Genomic DNA, 15,404 nt, shown 5'->3' on the forward strand with positions numbered 1-15,404 from the left:
GTCTATCCGCCGAATATCCTGCGGTGACCTTCTGTGGATTTCGCCGCCGGCGAAGCCGGCATGCTTTTCGAGATGCGAAGCGATCTCTTCAATGAGGCCGAAACGCTTCGTTCGTCTTGATTCTCGTGATTTCCTTGCGCTTCGCGCACCACGTTCACCACGTCCTTGCCACCACGTCCTTGCGCGCCGGGCTGACCCGCCGCGCGCTCTTTCCCGAAGTTCAGAGCCCGCTCCGTCCGCTCAGGGGCCCCAGCCGCCGCCGAGCGCCTGGAACAGGCTGGTGGCGGCCAGCAGCCGCGCCAGCCGCACCTGCGCCAACCCGTTTTCCGCGGTGAAATAGGTCTGCTGCGCCTGCAGCACGGCGACGAGGGTGGTGGTGCCGCCCGCCAGCTGGGACTCGGCCACGCGAAAGGCGGTGCGGGAGCTGTCCACCACGGCGGCCTGCAGCTTCACCTGCTTGTTGGTCTGGTCCAGCGCCACCAGCGCCTTCTCCACATCGGCGAAGGCCGACAGGATGGCCTTGCGATAAACCTGCAGGTCCTGCACCTGCACGCCCTTGGCCTGGTCCAGCTGGCTCTGGAGCAGATAGCCGTCGAAGATGGGCTGGGTCAGCCCCGCAACCAGCGTGTAGTACCACGCACCGGGAGCGAACAGCGCCTGGAGCGCCGCGCTCTGCACCCCGCCTGTGCCGGTCAGCTGGATCTGCGGCAGCATCGCCGCCCGTGCGGCTTCCACATTGTAGCCGCCGGCCAGGAGCTGGGCCTCGGCGAGGGCGATATCGGGCCGGCGGGTAAGCAGCTCGGACGGCAGTCCCGGGGTGATGCGCGGCACGGTGATCTGCGCGAGGCTCCCCTGCGGCGGGTCGAGCGCGACGGGGGTGCGCGCCAGCAGCACGGCCAGGGCCGCCCAGTTCTGGCGCAGGGTGATCTCGATGGGCGGGATCGAGGCCCGCACCTGCGCCACCAGCGCCTCCTGCTGCGACACGTCGAGCTGCGAGACGGTGCCGCCCGCGAACTGCCGCTTCACGATGTCGAGGATGCGGGTTGCGGCGGCGAGGCTGTTCTGCGCGATGCGCAGCTGGTCGCGGGCGCCGAGGATCTGGAAATAGGTGTTGGCCACCGCCACCTGGGTCGACAGGGTCACCACATCGCGATTGAACCGCGCCGCCGCCGCGTTCTCCTCCGCGGCGAGCAGGCCGGAGCGGTTCTTACCCCAGAAATCCACCATGTATCCGGCCGACAGGCCGAGAATATACTGGCCGCTGGTGTTGCCCGGATTGCCGCTGCCGCCGCTGGAGCGGATCTGCGCGGCGGAGCCCGCAAAGGTGAGGTTGGGGTAGAGCGGCGCGCCCGAGATGCCCACCTGGGCATCGGCCTGCACGATTTCAGCCGTTGCGACGGCGATGTCGAGATTGTCGATGTTGGCTTCCGCCACGAAGCGGCTGAGGTCGCTGGAGCGAAAGCTCCGCCACCATTCGGGCGGCGGCAGATGCGCATTGGGGTTGGCCGGCCCTTCCACATAATGGGTGGGCGTGGCGATCCCGATCTCCGGCGCCGGCGCTTCGGGCAGGCAGCCGGCGAGCAGCAGCGCGAGGGCGCCCGCCGCCAGAAGCGCCCCGCGCGGGGGGCGACCGGATGTGCTGAAAGACTGCATCTATGCGGCCGGCGCTGGCGGCGGCCCCAGACGGGCACGCCGGTCCGAATCGAGGCGCCTGCGGCGCAGCCGGTCGATGTAGAGATAGACCACCGGCGTCGTATAGAGCGTGAGAAGCTGGCTGAACAGCAGGCCGCCGACCACGGCCACGCCCAGCGGACGGCGCAGCTCGCTGCCTTCCCCGAAACCCACCATCAGCGGAATGGCGCCGAACAGCGCCGCCGTCGTGGTCATCAGGATAGGCCGGAACCGCAGCAGGCAGGCGTGGAAGATGGCCTCGCGCGGCGCCATGCCACCATTGCGCTCGGCATCGAGGGCGACGTCGATCATCATGATGGCGTTCTTCTTCACGATGCCGATGAGCAGGATCACTCCGATCAGCGCCATGACGTTGAACTCGCCGCCAAACGCCATGAGCGCCAGCAGCGCGCCGACGCCGGCCGACGGCAGGGTGGACAGGATGGTCAGGGGGTGGACGAAGCTCTCATAGAGCATGCCGAGCACCAGATAGACGGCCACCAGGGCCGCGAGGATCAGCAGCGGCTGGCTGGACAGGGATTGCTGGAAGGCGCGGGCCGTGCCCTGGAAGCTGCCGTGGATCGAGGCCGGAAGGCCGACCTGCTCCTTGGCGGCATCCACCGCCACCACCGCGTCGCTGAGCGCCGCGCCGGGCGCCAGGTTGAAGGACAGCGTCGCCGCGACGAACAGCCCCTGGTGGTTCACCGCCAGCGGCGTGGAGCCGGTGCCGAACCGCGCCACGCTCGACAGCGGGATCATGGGCGCGGCGCTGGTGCTCACCGCCGCGCCGGTGGAGGCCGAGGCGCGCCCGGTGGCGCCGATGGCGTTGGTCTGGGCGTTGCGTGCGGCGCTGTCGGCAGTGCTGGCGGTCGTTGTGGCTCCCGGGGCGGAGAAGGTGCCGGCCACGGCGCCGGTCCCCTGCGAACCGCCCACCGCGCCGCCGGACGTGCTGATGAAAACGTCGTTCAGCACCTCGGGGTGCTGGGAGAAGCGCGGCGCCACCTCCATCACCACATGATACTGGTTGCGCGCCACATAGATGGTGGACACCTGCCGCTGGCCGAAGGCGTCGTAGAGCGTGTTGTCGATCTGCCCCACCGAAATGCCCAGCCGGGCGGCGGTGTCGCGGTCGATGACGATCTCGGTCTGGATGCCGCGGGACTGCTGGTCGCTGTTGGCCTGGGTAACGCGCGGGTCGCGCTGCAGCGCCGCCAGCAGCTTGGGCACCCATTCGGCCAGCTCCTGGAAGCTGTCGCCTTCCAGCGTGTACTGGAACTGGGCATTGGCCGGCCGTCCGCCCACCTGGATGTCCTGCGCCGCCTGCAGGAACAGGTTGGCGCCGGGCACCACCGCCAGCGCGCGGCGCAGGCGCACGATCACCTCGTCCGCCGCGACGCCCCGCTGGGCGAGCGGCTTCAGGGAAGCGAAGACGAAGCCGGAATTGCCCTGCCCGCCCCCGGTGAAGCCGACCACGGACGCCACCGCCGGGTCGGCCCGCACGATGTCCACGAAGCTCTTCAGCTTCGCCGACATGGCCTGGAACGAGATGGACTGGTCGGCCTGGATCATGCCGGTGATGCGGCCGGTGTCCTGCTGGGGCAGGAAGCCCTTGGGGATGATGATGTAGAGATGGACCGTCAGCGCCAGCGTGGCGAAAAACACCGCGAGCAGGATGCGCGGCCGGTCCAGGCTGAAGGACAGCGAGCGCCGGTAGGCGGAGAGCACCGCCTCGAACACCCGCTCGCTGGCGCGGAACAGGCGGCCGTGCGGGCGGCCTTCCTCGTTGCGGAGGAGCAGGGCGCACATCATCGGCGTGGTGGTGAGCGACACGAAGAGCGACACCATGATGGTCGCGGTGATGGTGAGGGCGAACTCGCGGAAGATCTTCCCGATCAGCCCGCCCATGAGCAGAATGGGGATGAAGACGGCGATGAGCGACACGCTCATGGCCACCACGGTGAAGCTCACCTCCCCTGCCCCCTTCAGGGCCGCATCCACGCCGGAGAGCCCGGCGGCGCGATGGCGCGCGATGTTCTCCAGCACCACGATGGCATCGTCCACCACGAAGCCGGTGGCGATGGTCAGGGCCATCAGCGACAGGTTGTTGATGCTGAAGCCGCACAGATACATCACCGCGAGGGTGCCCACGAGGGAGACCGGTACCGCCACGATGGGCACCAGCGCGGCGCGCCAGTCGCGCAGGAAGGCGAACACCACCACGATCACCAGCACCACGGAGATGGCGAGGGTGAGCGCCACATCCGCCAGCGAGGCGCGGATGGTGGCAGACCGGTCCATCACCACGTTGAGGTCGATGGCCGGCGAGATGGAGGCGGAAAGCGACGGCAGCAGCGCGCGCACCCGGTCCACGGTGGCGATGATGTTGGCGTTGGGCGAGCGGAACAGGATGAGGAGGGTCGCCGGCTTGCCGTTGGCGAGGCCCGCGGAGCGGATGTTCTCGATGGAATCCACCGTCTCGCCGATGTCCGACAGGCGCACCGGCGCGCCGGAGCGATAGGCGACGATGAGGTTGCGGTAGTCCTCGGCCTTCAGGGCCTGGTCGTTGGCATAGATCTGGAACCGCAGGCTGTCGCCGTCGATGGCGCCCTTGGGGGCGTGGGCGTTGGCGGAGGCCAGCGCCGCGCGCACGTCCTCCAGCCCGATGCCGTATTTGTAGAGCGCGTTGGGGTTCAGCTCCACCCGCACCGCCGGCAGCGACCCGCCGCCCACCGTCACGTCGCCGATGCCGTCCACCTGGAACAGCCGCTGCGCCAGCACGGTGCTCGCCGCATCATAGATCTGGCCGCGCGACAGCGTGTCGGAGGTGAGCGACAGGATCATGATGGGCGCGTCGGCTGGGTTGGCCTTGCGGTAGGTGGGGTTGGAGCGCAGGCTCGACGGCAGGTCGGCGCGGGCCGCGTTGATCGCCGCCTGCACATCGCGGGCGGCGCCGTTGATGTCGCGGGACAGGCCGAATTGCAGGGTGATGCGGGCCGAGCCGTTGGTGCTCGACGAGGTCATCTCGGTGACATCGGCGATGGTGCCGAGATGGCGCTCCAGCGGGCTTGCCACCGTGTCGGCCACCACCTGCGGGCTGGCGCCGGGCAGGCTCGCCGACACCGAGATCACCGGGAAGTCCACCGCCGGCAGCGGCCCCACCGGCAGCAGGGGATAGGCCACGAGGCCGGCCGCGAACACCCAGAAGGTGATCAGCGTCGTCGCCACCGGCCGGCGGATGAAGGGCGCGGACAGGCTCATGGCGCCACGCCCGGCGGCGTGATGGCGAGGCCGTCCGGCGCGGGCGCACGGCCACGGCGCCGGTCGAACCACAGATAGATCACCGGCGTGGTGAACAGGGTCAAAAGCTGGCTGAGCAGCAGGCCGCCGACGATGGAGACGCCGAGCGGATGGCGCAGCTCCGAGCCCACCCCGGTGCCCACCATCAGCGGCAGGGCGCCGAGGATGGCGGCGAGCGTCGTCATCAGGATCGGTCGGAAGCGCAGCAGGCAGGCGGCGCGGATGGCCGCCTCCGCCGTTATGCCCTCGCGGCGCTGCGCATCGAGGGCGAAGTCGATCATCATGATCGCGTTCTTCTTCACGATGCCGATGAGCAGGATGAGCCCGATGATGGCGATGATGGTCAGCTCCTCCCCCGCCATCATCAGGGCAATCAGCGCGCCGATGCCGGCGGACGGCAGGGTGGAGAGGATCGTCAGCGGGTGGACGAAGCTCTCGTAGAGCACCCCCAGCACGATGTAGACGGTGACCAGTGCCGCCAGCACCAGCAGCAGCTGGTTGGCGAGCGAGGCCTCGAACGCCCGGGCCGCTCCCTGGAAGCTCGCCACGATGCTCGCCGGCATGCCCATCTCTTCGCTGGTCTTGCGGATGGCGGCGATGGCCTCGCCCAGAGAAGCGCCGGGGGCGAGGTTGAAGGAGATGGTCGTCGCCGGGAACTGCCCGAGATGGGAGACCAGAAGCGGGGCGGTCTCCACATGGGTGGTGGTGAGCACGGACAGGGGCACCTGCGTGCCCGAGGCGGACGGCAGGTAGAGCGAGGAGAGCGCCTCAAGCGAGGTCTTCAGCGCCGGGTCCGCCTCCAGGATCACCCGTTGCTGGCTCGACGTGGTGAAGATGGTGGAGACGATGCGCTGGCCGAAGGCGTCGTACAGCACGTTGTCGATGGTGGCGGGGGTGATGCCGAAGCGGGCCGCACGGTCACGGTCGATGTCGAGCCGCACCGCCAGCCCGGTCTGCGACAGGTCGCTCGCCACGTCGGCGAGCACCGGGAGGCTGGCGAGCCGGGCGAGGAGCTTCGGCGTCCATTCCGCAAGCTCCGCCGCGTTGGCGTCCTGCAGCACGAATTGATACTGGGTCCGGCTGACGCCGCCGTCGATGGTGAGGTCCTGCACCGGCTGCAGGAACAGCTCCATGCCCGGCACCACGGCCGCGGCATGCTTCAGCCGAGCGATGACGGTCTCGACCGAGGACGAGCGCACCTCGTGGGGCTTCAGGTTGATGAGCATGCGGCCGATGTTCGGCGTGGTATTGGCGCCGTCCACGCCGATGAAAGAGGACAGGCTCTCCACATCGCGGTCGGCGAGGACGATGCGGGCGACCTCGCGCTGCAAATCCGCCATCCGCGCGAACGAGACCGACTGGGACGCCTGCGTCATGGCCTGGATCACGCCGGTGTCCTGCTGGGGAAAGAACCCCTTGGGAATGATCACATAGAGATAGCCGGTGAGGACCACCGTGCCGAAGAAGACCGCCAGCGTCAGGCCCTGCCGCGCCAGCACCACGTCGAGCGCGCGGGCGTACACGCGGATGATGCCATCGAAAAAGAGACGGCTCGCCCGCTGGAAGCGGTTCTCGTGGGCCTCGGCGTAAGGCCGCAGCAGCTTGGCGCAGGCCATGGGCACGAGGGTGAGCGACACCACGCCAGACACCAGGATAGTGGTGGAGAGGGTGACCGCGAACTCGCGGAACAGCCGCCCCACCACATCGCTCATGAACAAGAGCGGGATCATCACCGCGATCAGCGACACGGTGAGCGAGATGATGGTGAAGCCGATCTGCTCCGATCCCTTCAGCGCCGCCTCAAGCGGGCTTTCGCCGTCCTCGATGTAGCGGGTGATGTTCTCGATCACCACGATGGCGTCGTCCACCACGAAGCCGGTGGCGATGGTCAGCGCCATCAGGGTCAGGTTGTTGAGGCTGTAGCCGAACAGGTACATCACCCCCAGCGTCCCCACGAGGGAGAGCGGCACCGACAGGCTGGGGATCAAGGTTGCCCGCGCATTGCGCAGGAAGGCGAAGATGACGAGGATCACCAGCATGACCGCCAGCGCCAGCTCGTAGCCCACATCGCGCACCGAGGCGCGGATGGTGGTGGTGCGGTCGGTGAGCACCGCCACGTCGATCTGCGCGGGAAGGGCGGCCTGAAGCTGCGGCAGCAGCGCCTTCACCCGGTCCACCACATTGATGACATTGGCGCCGGGCTGGCGCTGGATGTTGAGGATGATGGCCGGGGCATCGTTCATCCAGCCGGCGAGCTTGTCGTTCTCGACCCCGTCCACCACGCTCGCGACCTCGCGCAACCGCACCGCCGCGCCGTTGCGGTAGGCGACGATGACATCCTCGTATTGCGCGGCGCTCTGCAGCTGGTCATTGGCATTGATGGTGGAGGCGCGGGTCGGCCCATCAAAGCCGCCCTTTGGGGTGTTGACGTTGGCGTTGCCGAGGGTGGAGCGCAGGTCGTCGAGGTTCAGGCCATAGGCGGCGAGGCGACGCGGGTCAGCCCGCACCCGCACCGCCGGCCGCTGGCCCCCGCTGATGCTCACCAGCCCGACGCCGGGCAACTGCGAGATCTTCTGCGCCAGCCGTGTGTCGGCCAGCGCCTGGATCTCCCGCAGGTTCATGGTCTTCGAGGTCAGGGCCAGGGTCAGCACCGGCGCGTCGGCGGGATTGACCTTGGCGTAGATGGGCGGGGTCGGAAGGTCGGAGGGCAGGAGATTGCCGGCCGCGTTCAACGCCGCCTGCACCTGCTGCTCGGCCACATCCAGCGGCACGGCGAGGTTGAACTGGAGCGTGATCATGGAAGCGCCGGCCGAACTGGTGGAGGCCATCTGCGCGAGGTTGGGAATCTGGCCGAGCTGCACCTCCAGCGGCGCGGTGACGGACGAGGTCATCACGTCCGGGCTGGCGCCGGGGTAGAAGGTCTGCACCTGGATGGTGGGATAATCCACCTGCGGCAAGGCGGAGACCGGCAGGAACAGCAGCGCGATGGCGCCCGAGAGCAGGATGGCCACCATCGCCAGCGTGGTGGCCACCGGCCGCAGGATGAACGGGCGCGACGGGTTCATTGCGCCGCCGCGCGGTCCGGCTGGCGGCCCTGCTGTGCTCCCGGTTGCCCCGGCGGCGCGCCAGCCGCGGGCGGCGTGCGGGCGACACCCGGGCGCACCGTGACATGGACCCCGTCGCGCAGCCGGTCGGCCCCCTCCACCACGATCTGGTCGCCGGGCGCGAGGCCGGAGAGGATCTCCACCTTCTCGCCCGTGGTGACGCCGAGGGTGATGGGCCGCACCGACACCGTCTGGTCCCCATTGAGCAGATAGGCGAAGGTGCCCGGCACGCCGCGCTGGATGCCGGAGGTCGGGGCGATGGCGACGCCCGCATGGGTGTCCACATCCAGCGTCACGTTGACGAACTGGTTCGGGTAGAGCCGCTGGTCTTCATTGGGGAAGCTGGCGCGCAGCTTGATGGTGCCCGTGGTCTGGTCGATCTGGCTGTCGAAGGTCTCCAGCAGCCCTTCGGCGATCCGGTTCTGGCCGGTGCGGTCGAAGGCATGCACCGCGAGTTTCGCGCCGGCCTTGAGGCGTTGGGAAATCTCCGCCAGGCGATCCTCCGGCACGGAAAACACCACGCTGATGGGCTGGAGCTGGGTGAGCACCACGATGCCGCTGGCGTCGCCGGGCGTGACGTAATTGCCCTGGTCCACGAGGCGCAATCCCGTCCGCCCGTCCACCGGGGCGCGGATCTGGGTGAAATCGAGGTTGATGGCGGCGGTCTGGACCTGCGCCTTGTCCGCCTCGATGGTCGCCGTATATTGCGCCACAAGGGCCTTCTGGGTGTCGAGGGTCTGGCGCGGCACGGCATTCTGCGCGGAGAGGCCCTGGTAGCGCTGGAGATCGACCTTGGCGCCTTCCAGCAGGGCCTGGTCGCGGTCCACCTGGGCCTTGGCCTGGTCGAGGGTGGCCTGGAACGGGCGCGGATCGATCTGGGCGATGAGGTCGCCGCGCCTGACGCTCTGGCCTTCCTTGAAATTCACGCTCAGGAGCTGCCCGCTGACCTGCGGCCGCACCGTCACGGTGGAGGTCGAGGTCACCGTACCGAGCGCCTGAACGGTGACCATGATGTCCCCGCGCTCCACCGTGCCGACAGAAACGCTGGCCTGCGGTGGCGGCATCCGGCCCGCCGGACCTGCTGGAGCGGATGGCCCGCCTCGCCAATAGAGGGCGCCGAGGCCACCGATGGCGAGGATCGCAACGACACCCGGAATCAGTCTTGAACGCCAGCTGCGACGCACGGCGGCCGGAGGCTGCTCGGCACGGCCGGATACCTGTTTGTCCATTGAGCCGGCGTCTCCCGACAGAACCTTCCCGCTCCTGGACCGGCACCATGCCGACCCATCCGGCCCCTCCCCACCGTTCGCCCCTCTTGAAAATGCGGCGGAGATCGGCCCGAACGGCGGTCATGGTTACCGGCGCCTGTGGCTGAAATAAAGCCTGGTGTGCCCTGCATACCTCACCCGCAAGGGCAACCGATCACACCTTGGTCCGGAACGGGGTGAAATCCGTTCCCACGTCATACACGTCGATGCCCTCGCGACGCTTCATGAAGCCGACGATCCTGTAGGTCACCGGGGTCAGGATCACCTCCCAGCCCACTTTCATCAGGTAGTTGGAGATCATCACCATCACCACCAGATGGGTCTCCCACACGCCAAGGAAGGCGAGCGGGTAGAAGATGAGGCTGTCCACCGCCTGCCCCACCACCGTCGAGCCGATGGTGCGCGTCCACAGGTGCCGCCCGCCGGTGAGGATCTTCATCCACGCCAGCACATAGGCGTTGGCGAATTCGCCGCACCAGAAGGCGAGGATGGAGGCGGCGAAGATGCGGGGCGTCTGGCCGAATACGGTGGTCAGGGCCTCCTGCGCCGGCCAGCCGGGGGCCGGCGGCATGGCCACCACGGCCACCGCCATGGCCGCCGCATAGACCGAGGCAAAGAAGCCCACCCACACCACGCGCCGCGCCCGGGCATAGCCGTAGACCTCGGTGAGCACGTCGCCGAGCACGTAGGACAGCGGGAAGAACAGCACCGCCGAGCCGAAGATCACCGGCCCGACCCACGGCACCTGAACCACCGAAACCTTGGCGGCGCCGATGAGGTTGGAGCAGATGAGGATGACCGAAAAGGCCACCATGCAGTAATCGTAATAGCGCAGGCGCGCCCCTTCGAGGGAACGCGCCTCCACGGCGCGGATGCCGGCGGGCTCATCCACGCCGGCGACTCCTGATAAGGCCTTGTCCAATTGGGATTTCACGGGGCAGCCTCGAAAACGGTCGGGCCGGCCCGCAGGGCCATCGAGCCCCGGCGGGTCCAGCACCATGCTGCACCGCATTAAACCGCAGAACCGGCACGACGCCTAGAGCGCCTTCCGTTCGCACCGGCTCACGGAAATCACTCCAGACTCTTGTTTTAACGCGTTTTCTTCACGCGAACCGGAATCCACTTCGCTCGAAAACGCTCCAGCTTTCGCAGCGGTAGAACCGGCCCGCTCAGCCGCGCTCGAACGTGGCCACCAGCTCCACATGGGGCGAATAGCGGAACTGGTCCACCGGCGTCACCGCGCCGAGGCGGAAGCCGCCGGCCACCAGCAGGCGCGCATCCCGCGCGAAGGTGGCCACATTGCAGGAGACATAGACCACACGGGCCAGCTTCGCCTGCGCCAGCTCGCGCGCCTGCGCCTCCGCGCCCTGGCGGGGCGGGTCGATCACCACCGCGTCGAAGGCGGCAAGCTCGGCCGCCATGAGCGGGCGGCGGAACAGGTCCCGCGCCTCCCCGTCCACCGCCTTCAGGCCGGAGGTGGCGCGCGACGCCTTCGTGAGCGCCGCGAGCGCGCCGGCATGGCTCTCGGCCGCGAACACGCGGGCGGTCTCGGCAAGCCGCAGCGCGAAGGTGCCGGAGCCGGCGAACAGGTCGGCCACCTTGCGGGCACCCTGGGTGGCGGCCAGCACGGCATCGGCCAGCACGCGCTCGCCCTCGGCGGTGGCCTGGAGGAAGGCAGCCGGCGGCAGCTCCACCTTGGCCCGGCCCATGGTGAGGATCGGTGCCACCCGCTGGAGCACCAGCTCCCCGTGGCGGGTGAGGCGGGCAAGGCCGAAACGCTCGGCCATGGCCGCCACCTCCGAAAGCAAAGCCGGCGGCAGCGGGCCGGAGCCGCGCACATCCATGTCGAGCCCGGTGTCGGTGGCCACCACCTGCAGGTCCAGCGGCTTCTTCAGCGGCGCAAGAGCCGCCGCCACCGCCCGCGCGGCCGGCAAGGCCATATCGAGGCTGGGCGCCAGCACCGGGCAGGAATCGAGCGCCACCATGGCGTGGGACTTGCGCTCGGCGAACCCCACCACCGTGCGCGCGCCCAGCTGGCGGGCATGGAAGATGACGCGCCGCCGGCCGGCGCCGTGGGCATCCACCAGCGGGCGAACCTCCGCCTCGATGCTCTCCCGCGCCAGCGCCTCCACCACCAGCGCCCGCTTCCAGGCGAAGTAGGGTTCAAGCTGCCAGTGCTGGAGCAGGCAGCCCCCGCAGGTTCCAAAATGGGGGCAGAACGGCTCGGCCCGCTCGGGGCTCGGCGCCAGGATGGCCTCGACGGCGAGGCGATCCTTGTCGATGTGCCCGCGCACGCGCTCGCCGGCCAGCGTAAAGGGGGCAAACAGGGGGCCGTCGGGACCCTGGGCGAGGCCATCGCCCTGGGCGCCCATGCCGGTAATCATAAATTCAGTCACAACCCACCGCTCTCCCGGACTGCACCCACCAGAAACTCGCGATTGCCGTCTCCCCCCGCGATGGGGGAGGCAATGCGGCCGAGGAGACGCCAGCCCAGCGCCGCGATCTCCCCTTCCACCCGGACGCAGCAGGCCTCGTGCACGGCGGCATCGCGCACCACGCCCTTGCGCACGGCGGCGCGGCCCGCCTCGAACTGCGGTTTCACCAGGGCCACCAGATGCGCCTCTTTCCCGGCAAAGGCGAGCGCCGCGGGCAGAACCAACGCGAGCGAGATGAAACTCACGTCCACCACCACCAGATCGACGGGCTCGGGGACGCCGTCGCGGCTGAGGGCGCGGATGTCGGTGCCCTCCATCAGGTGGACCTCCGGCCGGGCGGCGAGGCGGGGATGGAACTGGTCGCGTCCCACGTCCACCGCATAGACCCGCCGAACGCCCCGGCGCAGCAACACCTCGGTGAAACCGCCGGTGGAGGCGCCCACGTCCAGCGCCACCCTGCCCGCCGGATCAATGCCGAACGCGTCGAGCCCCGCCGTGAGCTTGAGCGCGCCACGGGACACGAAATCGTGAATGTCCGCCGCCTCGATCCGCGCGTCGGCCGCCACCTCGGCAGACGGCTTCGCCACCACGACGCCATCCACCTGCACGAGGCCCGCCGCCAGCGCCGCCTGCGCGCGGGCGCGGCTTTCGAACAGGCCACGCTCCACCAGCAGGCGGTCGATGCGCATCCGCGCCGCGCCGGAAGCGGACGCAGCGGCGCTGCCGTGTTGTGGATCGGGTTGCGTCTTCACCATTTTTTCCGTGTGGCGCCTTGCCTAAGGTCGCGGGCCGCCGGGGGCCGTGATATGCGAAGGCTCCAGGGGACGCAAACACCTGTCTTCACGGAAACCATGGGCAACCGGCCGCCCCGCGGCCGCGGGGTTTCGCTTGGACAGGACCGGCTTTCAGGTCTGTTGCGATCCCGTGGGCTCGGTGCGTGATTGAACGTGGTGGCACTGTCTCAAGGGCAAGGACCTCTGATCCATGGGCGCTTGGCTTGTTTCGCGGGTGGCGGTGGCGACGGCGCTGGCCATGGCGCTCGCCGCCTTGACGGCGATGCCGGCGACGGCCGCGCCGAATGACAACCGGTCCACGGCCAGAAAGCCCGAAACCAAGAAGCCGGAAGCCAAGAAGCCGGAAGCGAAACCCGACCCGCGCGTGTGGGTGCTGGCCAAGGCGGAGGACACCTTCGTCCTGCGCTATGGCCTGCCGCGCGCGGCTGATCCGGTGTTCGCCATGGCCTGCCAGCCGGGCGCGCAGCTCATCCAGTTCACGGTCGAGGCGGCGTCGGGCAAGGTCAAGGCCGGGGACGGCGTGGCCCTGACCCTGGTGGCCGGCAAGCGGCGACTGGAGCTTGCCGCCTCGGCGTTTCGGGCCGCGACCGAGGGACGCGTGGTGGTGGAAGCGGCCGTTTCGCTGGATGCCCGGGTGCTCGACCTCCTCGGCGAAGGCGACACGCTGGTGGTGCGCATGCCCGGCGCCAGCGAGAGCTATCCCCTCGCCGGTGCCAAGGCCAAGCTGGGCGACTTCCGCAGGGTCTGCGTTGCGAGACGGCAATAGAACGCGGCTTCGCCTCCAAGGTGGCGGTGGGCACCCTTGCCCGCCCACATGGCAAGGGCGGTACAAAATACACGACAGCGCAATGACTTGACGGTTTCGATTCACTGAACCGCAAGATTGCCTGCGTCCCGACCCCGCAGTGCGGTGCGCCCATCTTCCTCTTTGCCGCGCAGTGGGTATGATCCGCGCCGCAACGAGGACCCCCGCCATGTTTCGTCCCGCTCTCGCAATCGCAACTCTTCTGGCTCTGGCAGCGCCTGCCGCCGCGCAGCAGAAGATGACCTGGCATACGCAGGAGTCCGATGACAGCGCCGCCCTTGTCTTCGGCGTGCCCGAAACCGACGAAGCGACCATCTTCTTCCTGTGCAAGCCCGGCACGCCGGGCCTCACGGTGCAGTCCCTGATCGGCTCGAAGGGGCTGGAGAAGGATGCCGACACGCGCCTCATCCTCACCGCCGGCGGCACCAAGAAGAGCCTCGTCGGCAAGGGCATCGCCAATGAGGAAAGCGGCGCCGTGGACGTGGAAGCCGCGGCCCAGCTTGCGGACCTCAAGGCCCTCGCCAAAACCGGCGGCACCCTGACCATCGAGGTCAAGGGCGCCAAGCGCAGCGTGTCGCTCTCCGGCATCGCTCCGGCGGCCGCCAAGTTCGAGACCGCCTGCAGCAAGCCCAAGAGCTGAGAAAGAGCTGAAAAAGAGCTGAGAAAGAGCTGACCACGGGCCGAGCGGGCGGCCCTCAGGCCGCCGCCACCAGCCCGCCCGCCTGCTCGATGAAGCGGGCCACCACATCCACCCCCACACCGTTGCGGATGGAGGCGAACACATAAGGCCGCCCGGCCCGCATGCGGATGGTGTCCGCCTCCATGATGGCGAGGTCGGCGCCGACCATGGGGGCGAGGTCGGTCTTGTTCACCACCAGCAGGTCGGAGCGGGTGATGCCCGGCCCGCCCTTGCGCGGGATCTTCTCCCCGCCCGCCACGTCGATGACGTAGATGGTGATGTCCGCCAGCTCCGGGGAGAAGGTGGCGGCGAGGTTGTCGCCGCCTGATTCGATCAGCACCAGATCGAGGTTTGGGAAGCGGGCGCTCATGTCCGCCACCGCACGCAGGTTGATGGAGGCATCCTCGCGGATGGCCGTGTGCGGGCAGCCGCCGGTCTCCACCCCCAGGATGCGCTCGGGCTCCAGCGCGCCGGCGACGGTGAGCAGGCGCGCATCCTCCTTGGTGTAGATGTCGTTGGTGATGGCGCAGATGTCGTAGCGCTGCCGGAACGTCTTGCAGAGCGCCTCCATCAGCGCCGTCTTGCCCGAGCCCACCGGGCCGCCGATGCCCACGCGCAGGGGGGCGCCTTTGGAAGAATTGCCGGAACTCATGAGCGGAACAGCCTCGTGTACTGGGTTTCGTGGCGGAAGCTGCCGAGGTCGGCGCGGAAGGTGGCGCTGCCGAGATCGTCGAGGGTGAGCGCGGGTATTTCCGCGGCCAGCGCGTGAACCGTGGGGACAAGCCGCGCCACCACGCGGGTGCCCGCGGTCTGCCCGATGGGTGCAAGGCGCACGGCGGCGGAGACGAGATTCTGCACGCTCGCCAGCAGGAAGGCTTCCAGCGTGGGCGCCAGCGGCAGGCCATGGGCGCCGGCGGCGAGCCCCACCGCAACGGGATAGGCCACTTCGCCCACGAGCGCGGACGCGCAGCTTTCGAAGCTCGGCGCAGGCCAGGCCGCACGCACCGCATCCAGGAAGGAGCGGCCCTGCTGGCAGGTCTCCAGCCGCAGTTCGGCGGACGGGGCGAGCGCCACCGCAAGGGCATTCACCTCCGCCAGCGCTGCCCCATCCCCGCCCGCGGCGGCGCGGTGGGCATGGGCGGCGAGGATGGCGTCGGACCGCCCGAATCCCAAAGCGAGCAGATCGCCCAGGAAGGCGCCGAGGCTCTCCTCGTCCCGGATATCCCCAGCCTCCACCGCCCATTCGAGGGTGTGGGAATAGGCATAGGCCCCCACGGGGAAGGACGGGGTGAGCCAGGCGAACAGGGGCAGGAGGCTGACGGGCGCGGGAGCGTCGGGTCCCTCCCCCTCC

General features: G+C 69.1%; 11 protein-coding genes. 2 read left to right on the top strand and 9 right to left on the bottom strand.

Features of this window, described 5'->3' with window-relative positions; genetic code table 11:
* Positions 1-240: 240 nt before the first annotated feature.
* From K9U41_RS06280 to K9U41_RS06310, 7 genes are all read right to left on the bottom strand, one after another.
* Complete coding sequence (locus K9U41_RS06280) at positions 241-1,653, bottom strand: efflux transporter outer membrane subunit (RefSeq protein WP_282639999.1); 1,413 nt, start codon at positions 1,651-1,653, stop codon at positions 241-243.
* On the bottom strand, positions 1,654-4,929 hold the full coding sequence (locus K9U41_RS06285; RefSeq protein ID WP_282640000.1) for an efflux RND transporter permease subunit: 3,276 nt from the start codon (positions 4,927-4,929) through the stop codon (positions 1,654-1,656).
* The gene (locus K9U41_RS06290; protein WP_282640001.1) at positions 4,926-8,033 is read right to left on the bottom strand and encodes a multidrug efflux RND transporter permease subunit; all 3,108 of its coding nucleotides are present in this window, start codon (positions 8,031-8,033) and stop codon (positions 4,926-4,928) included. Before K9U41_RS06290 ends, K9U41_RS06285 begins: the two co-directional genes overlap by 4 nt.
* A complete protein-coding gene (locus K9U41_RS06295) occupies positions 8,030-9,136 on the bottom strand; it encodes an efflux RND transporter periplasmic adaptor subunit (protein ID WP_282640002.1) in 1,107 nt (368 codons plus the stop codon). Before K9U41_RS06295 ends, K9U41_RS06290 begins: the two co-directional genes overlap by 4 nt.
* Positions 9,137-9,494: 358 nt before the next feature.
* On the bottom strand, positions 9,495-10,232 hold the full coding sequence (locus K9U41_RS06300; protein WP_282640003.1) for a queuosine precursor transporter: 738 nt from the start codon (positions 10,230-10,232) through the stop codon (positions 9,495-9,497).
* Between the two features lie 277 nt (positions 10,233-10,509).
* Complete coding sequence (locus K9U41_RS06305) at positions 10,510-11,724, bottom strand: class I SAM-dependent RNA methyltransferase (RefSeq protein ID WP_432715743.1); 1,215 nt, start codon at positions 11,722-11,724, stop codon at positions 10,510-10,512.
* An 8-nt stretch (positions 11,725-11,732) separates the two neighbouring features.
* Positions 11,733-12,530: a TlyA family RNA methyltransferase gene (locus K9U41_RS06310; protein WP_282640005.1), complete on the bottom strand. Its 798-nt coding sequence runs from the start codon at positions 12,528-12,530 to the stop codon at positions 11,733-11,735.
* 229 nt (positions 12,531-12,759) lie between these two features.
* Between K9U41_RS06310 and K9U41_RS06315 the strand changes: the two genes are divergently transcribed.
* Positions 12,760-13,335, top strand: coding sequence for a hypothetical protein (locus K9U41_RS06315; RefSeq protein ID WP_282640006.1), 576 nt, complete (start codon positions 12,760-12,762; stop codon positions 13,333-13,335).
* A 277-nt stretch (positions 13,336-13,612) separates the two neighbouring features.
* The gene (locus K9U41_RS06320; RefSeq protein ID WP_282640007.1) at positions 13,613-14,014 is read left to right on the top strand and encodes a hypothetical protein; all 402 of its coding nucleotides are present in this window, start codon (positions 13,613-13,615) and stop codon (positions 14,012-14,014) included.
* A 55-nt stretch (positions 14,015-14,069) separates the two neighbouring features.
* On the opposite strand, the gene ureG is transcribed toward K9U41_RS06320, so the two are convergent.
* Together ureG and K9U41_RS06330 are read right to left on the bottom strand one after the other, a co-directional pair.
* A complete protein-coding gene (gene ureG / locus K9U41_RS06325; protein WP_282640008.1) occupies positions 14,070-14,705 on the bottom strand; it encodes an urease accessory protein UreG in 636 nt (211 codons plus the stop codon).
* Positions 14,702-15,404: urease accessory protein UreF (locus tag K9U41_RS06330; RefSeq protein ID WP_432715741.1), on the bottom strand; the 703-nt coding region annotated here is incomplete at its 5' end. The genes K9U41_RS06330 and ureG, both read right to left, overlap by 4 nt.

Origin of the sequence: Xanthobacter autotrophicus (genome assembly GCF_029991245.1) — a bacterium.
Taxonomy (GTDB): Bacteria; Pseudomonadota; Alphaproteobacteria; order Rhizobiales; family Xanthobacteraceae; genus Xanthobacter; species Xanthobacter autotrophicus_C.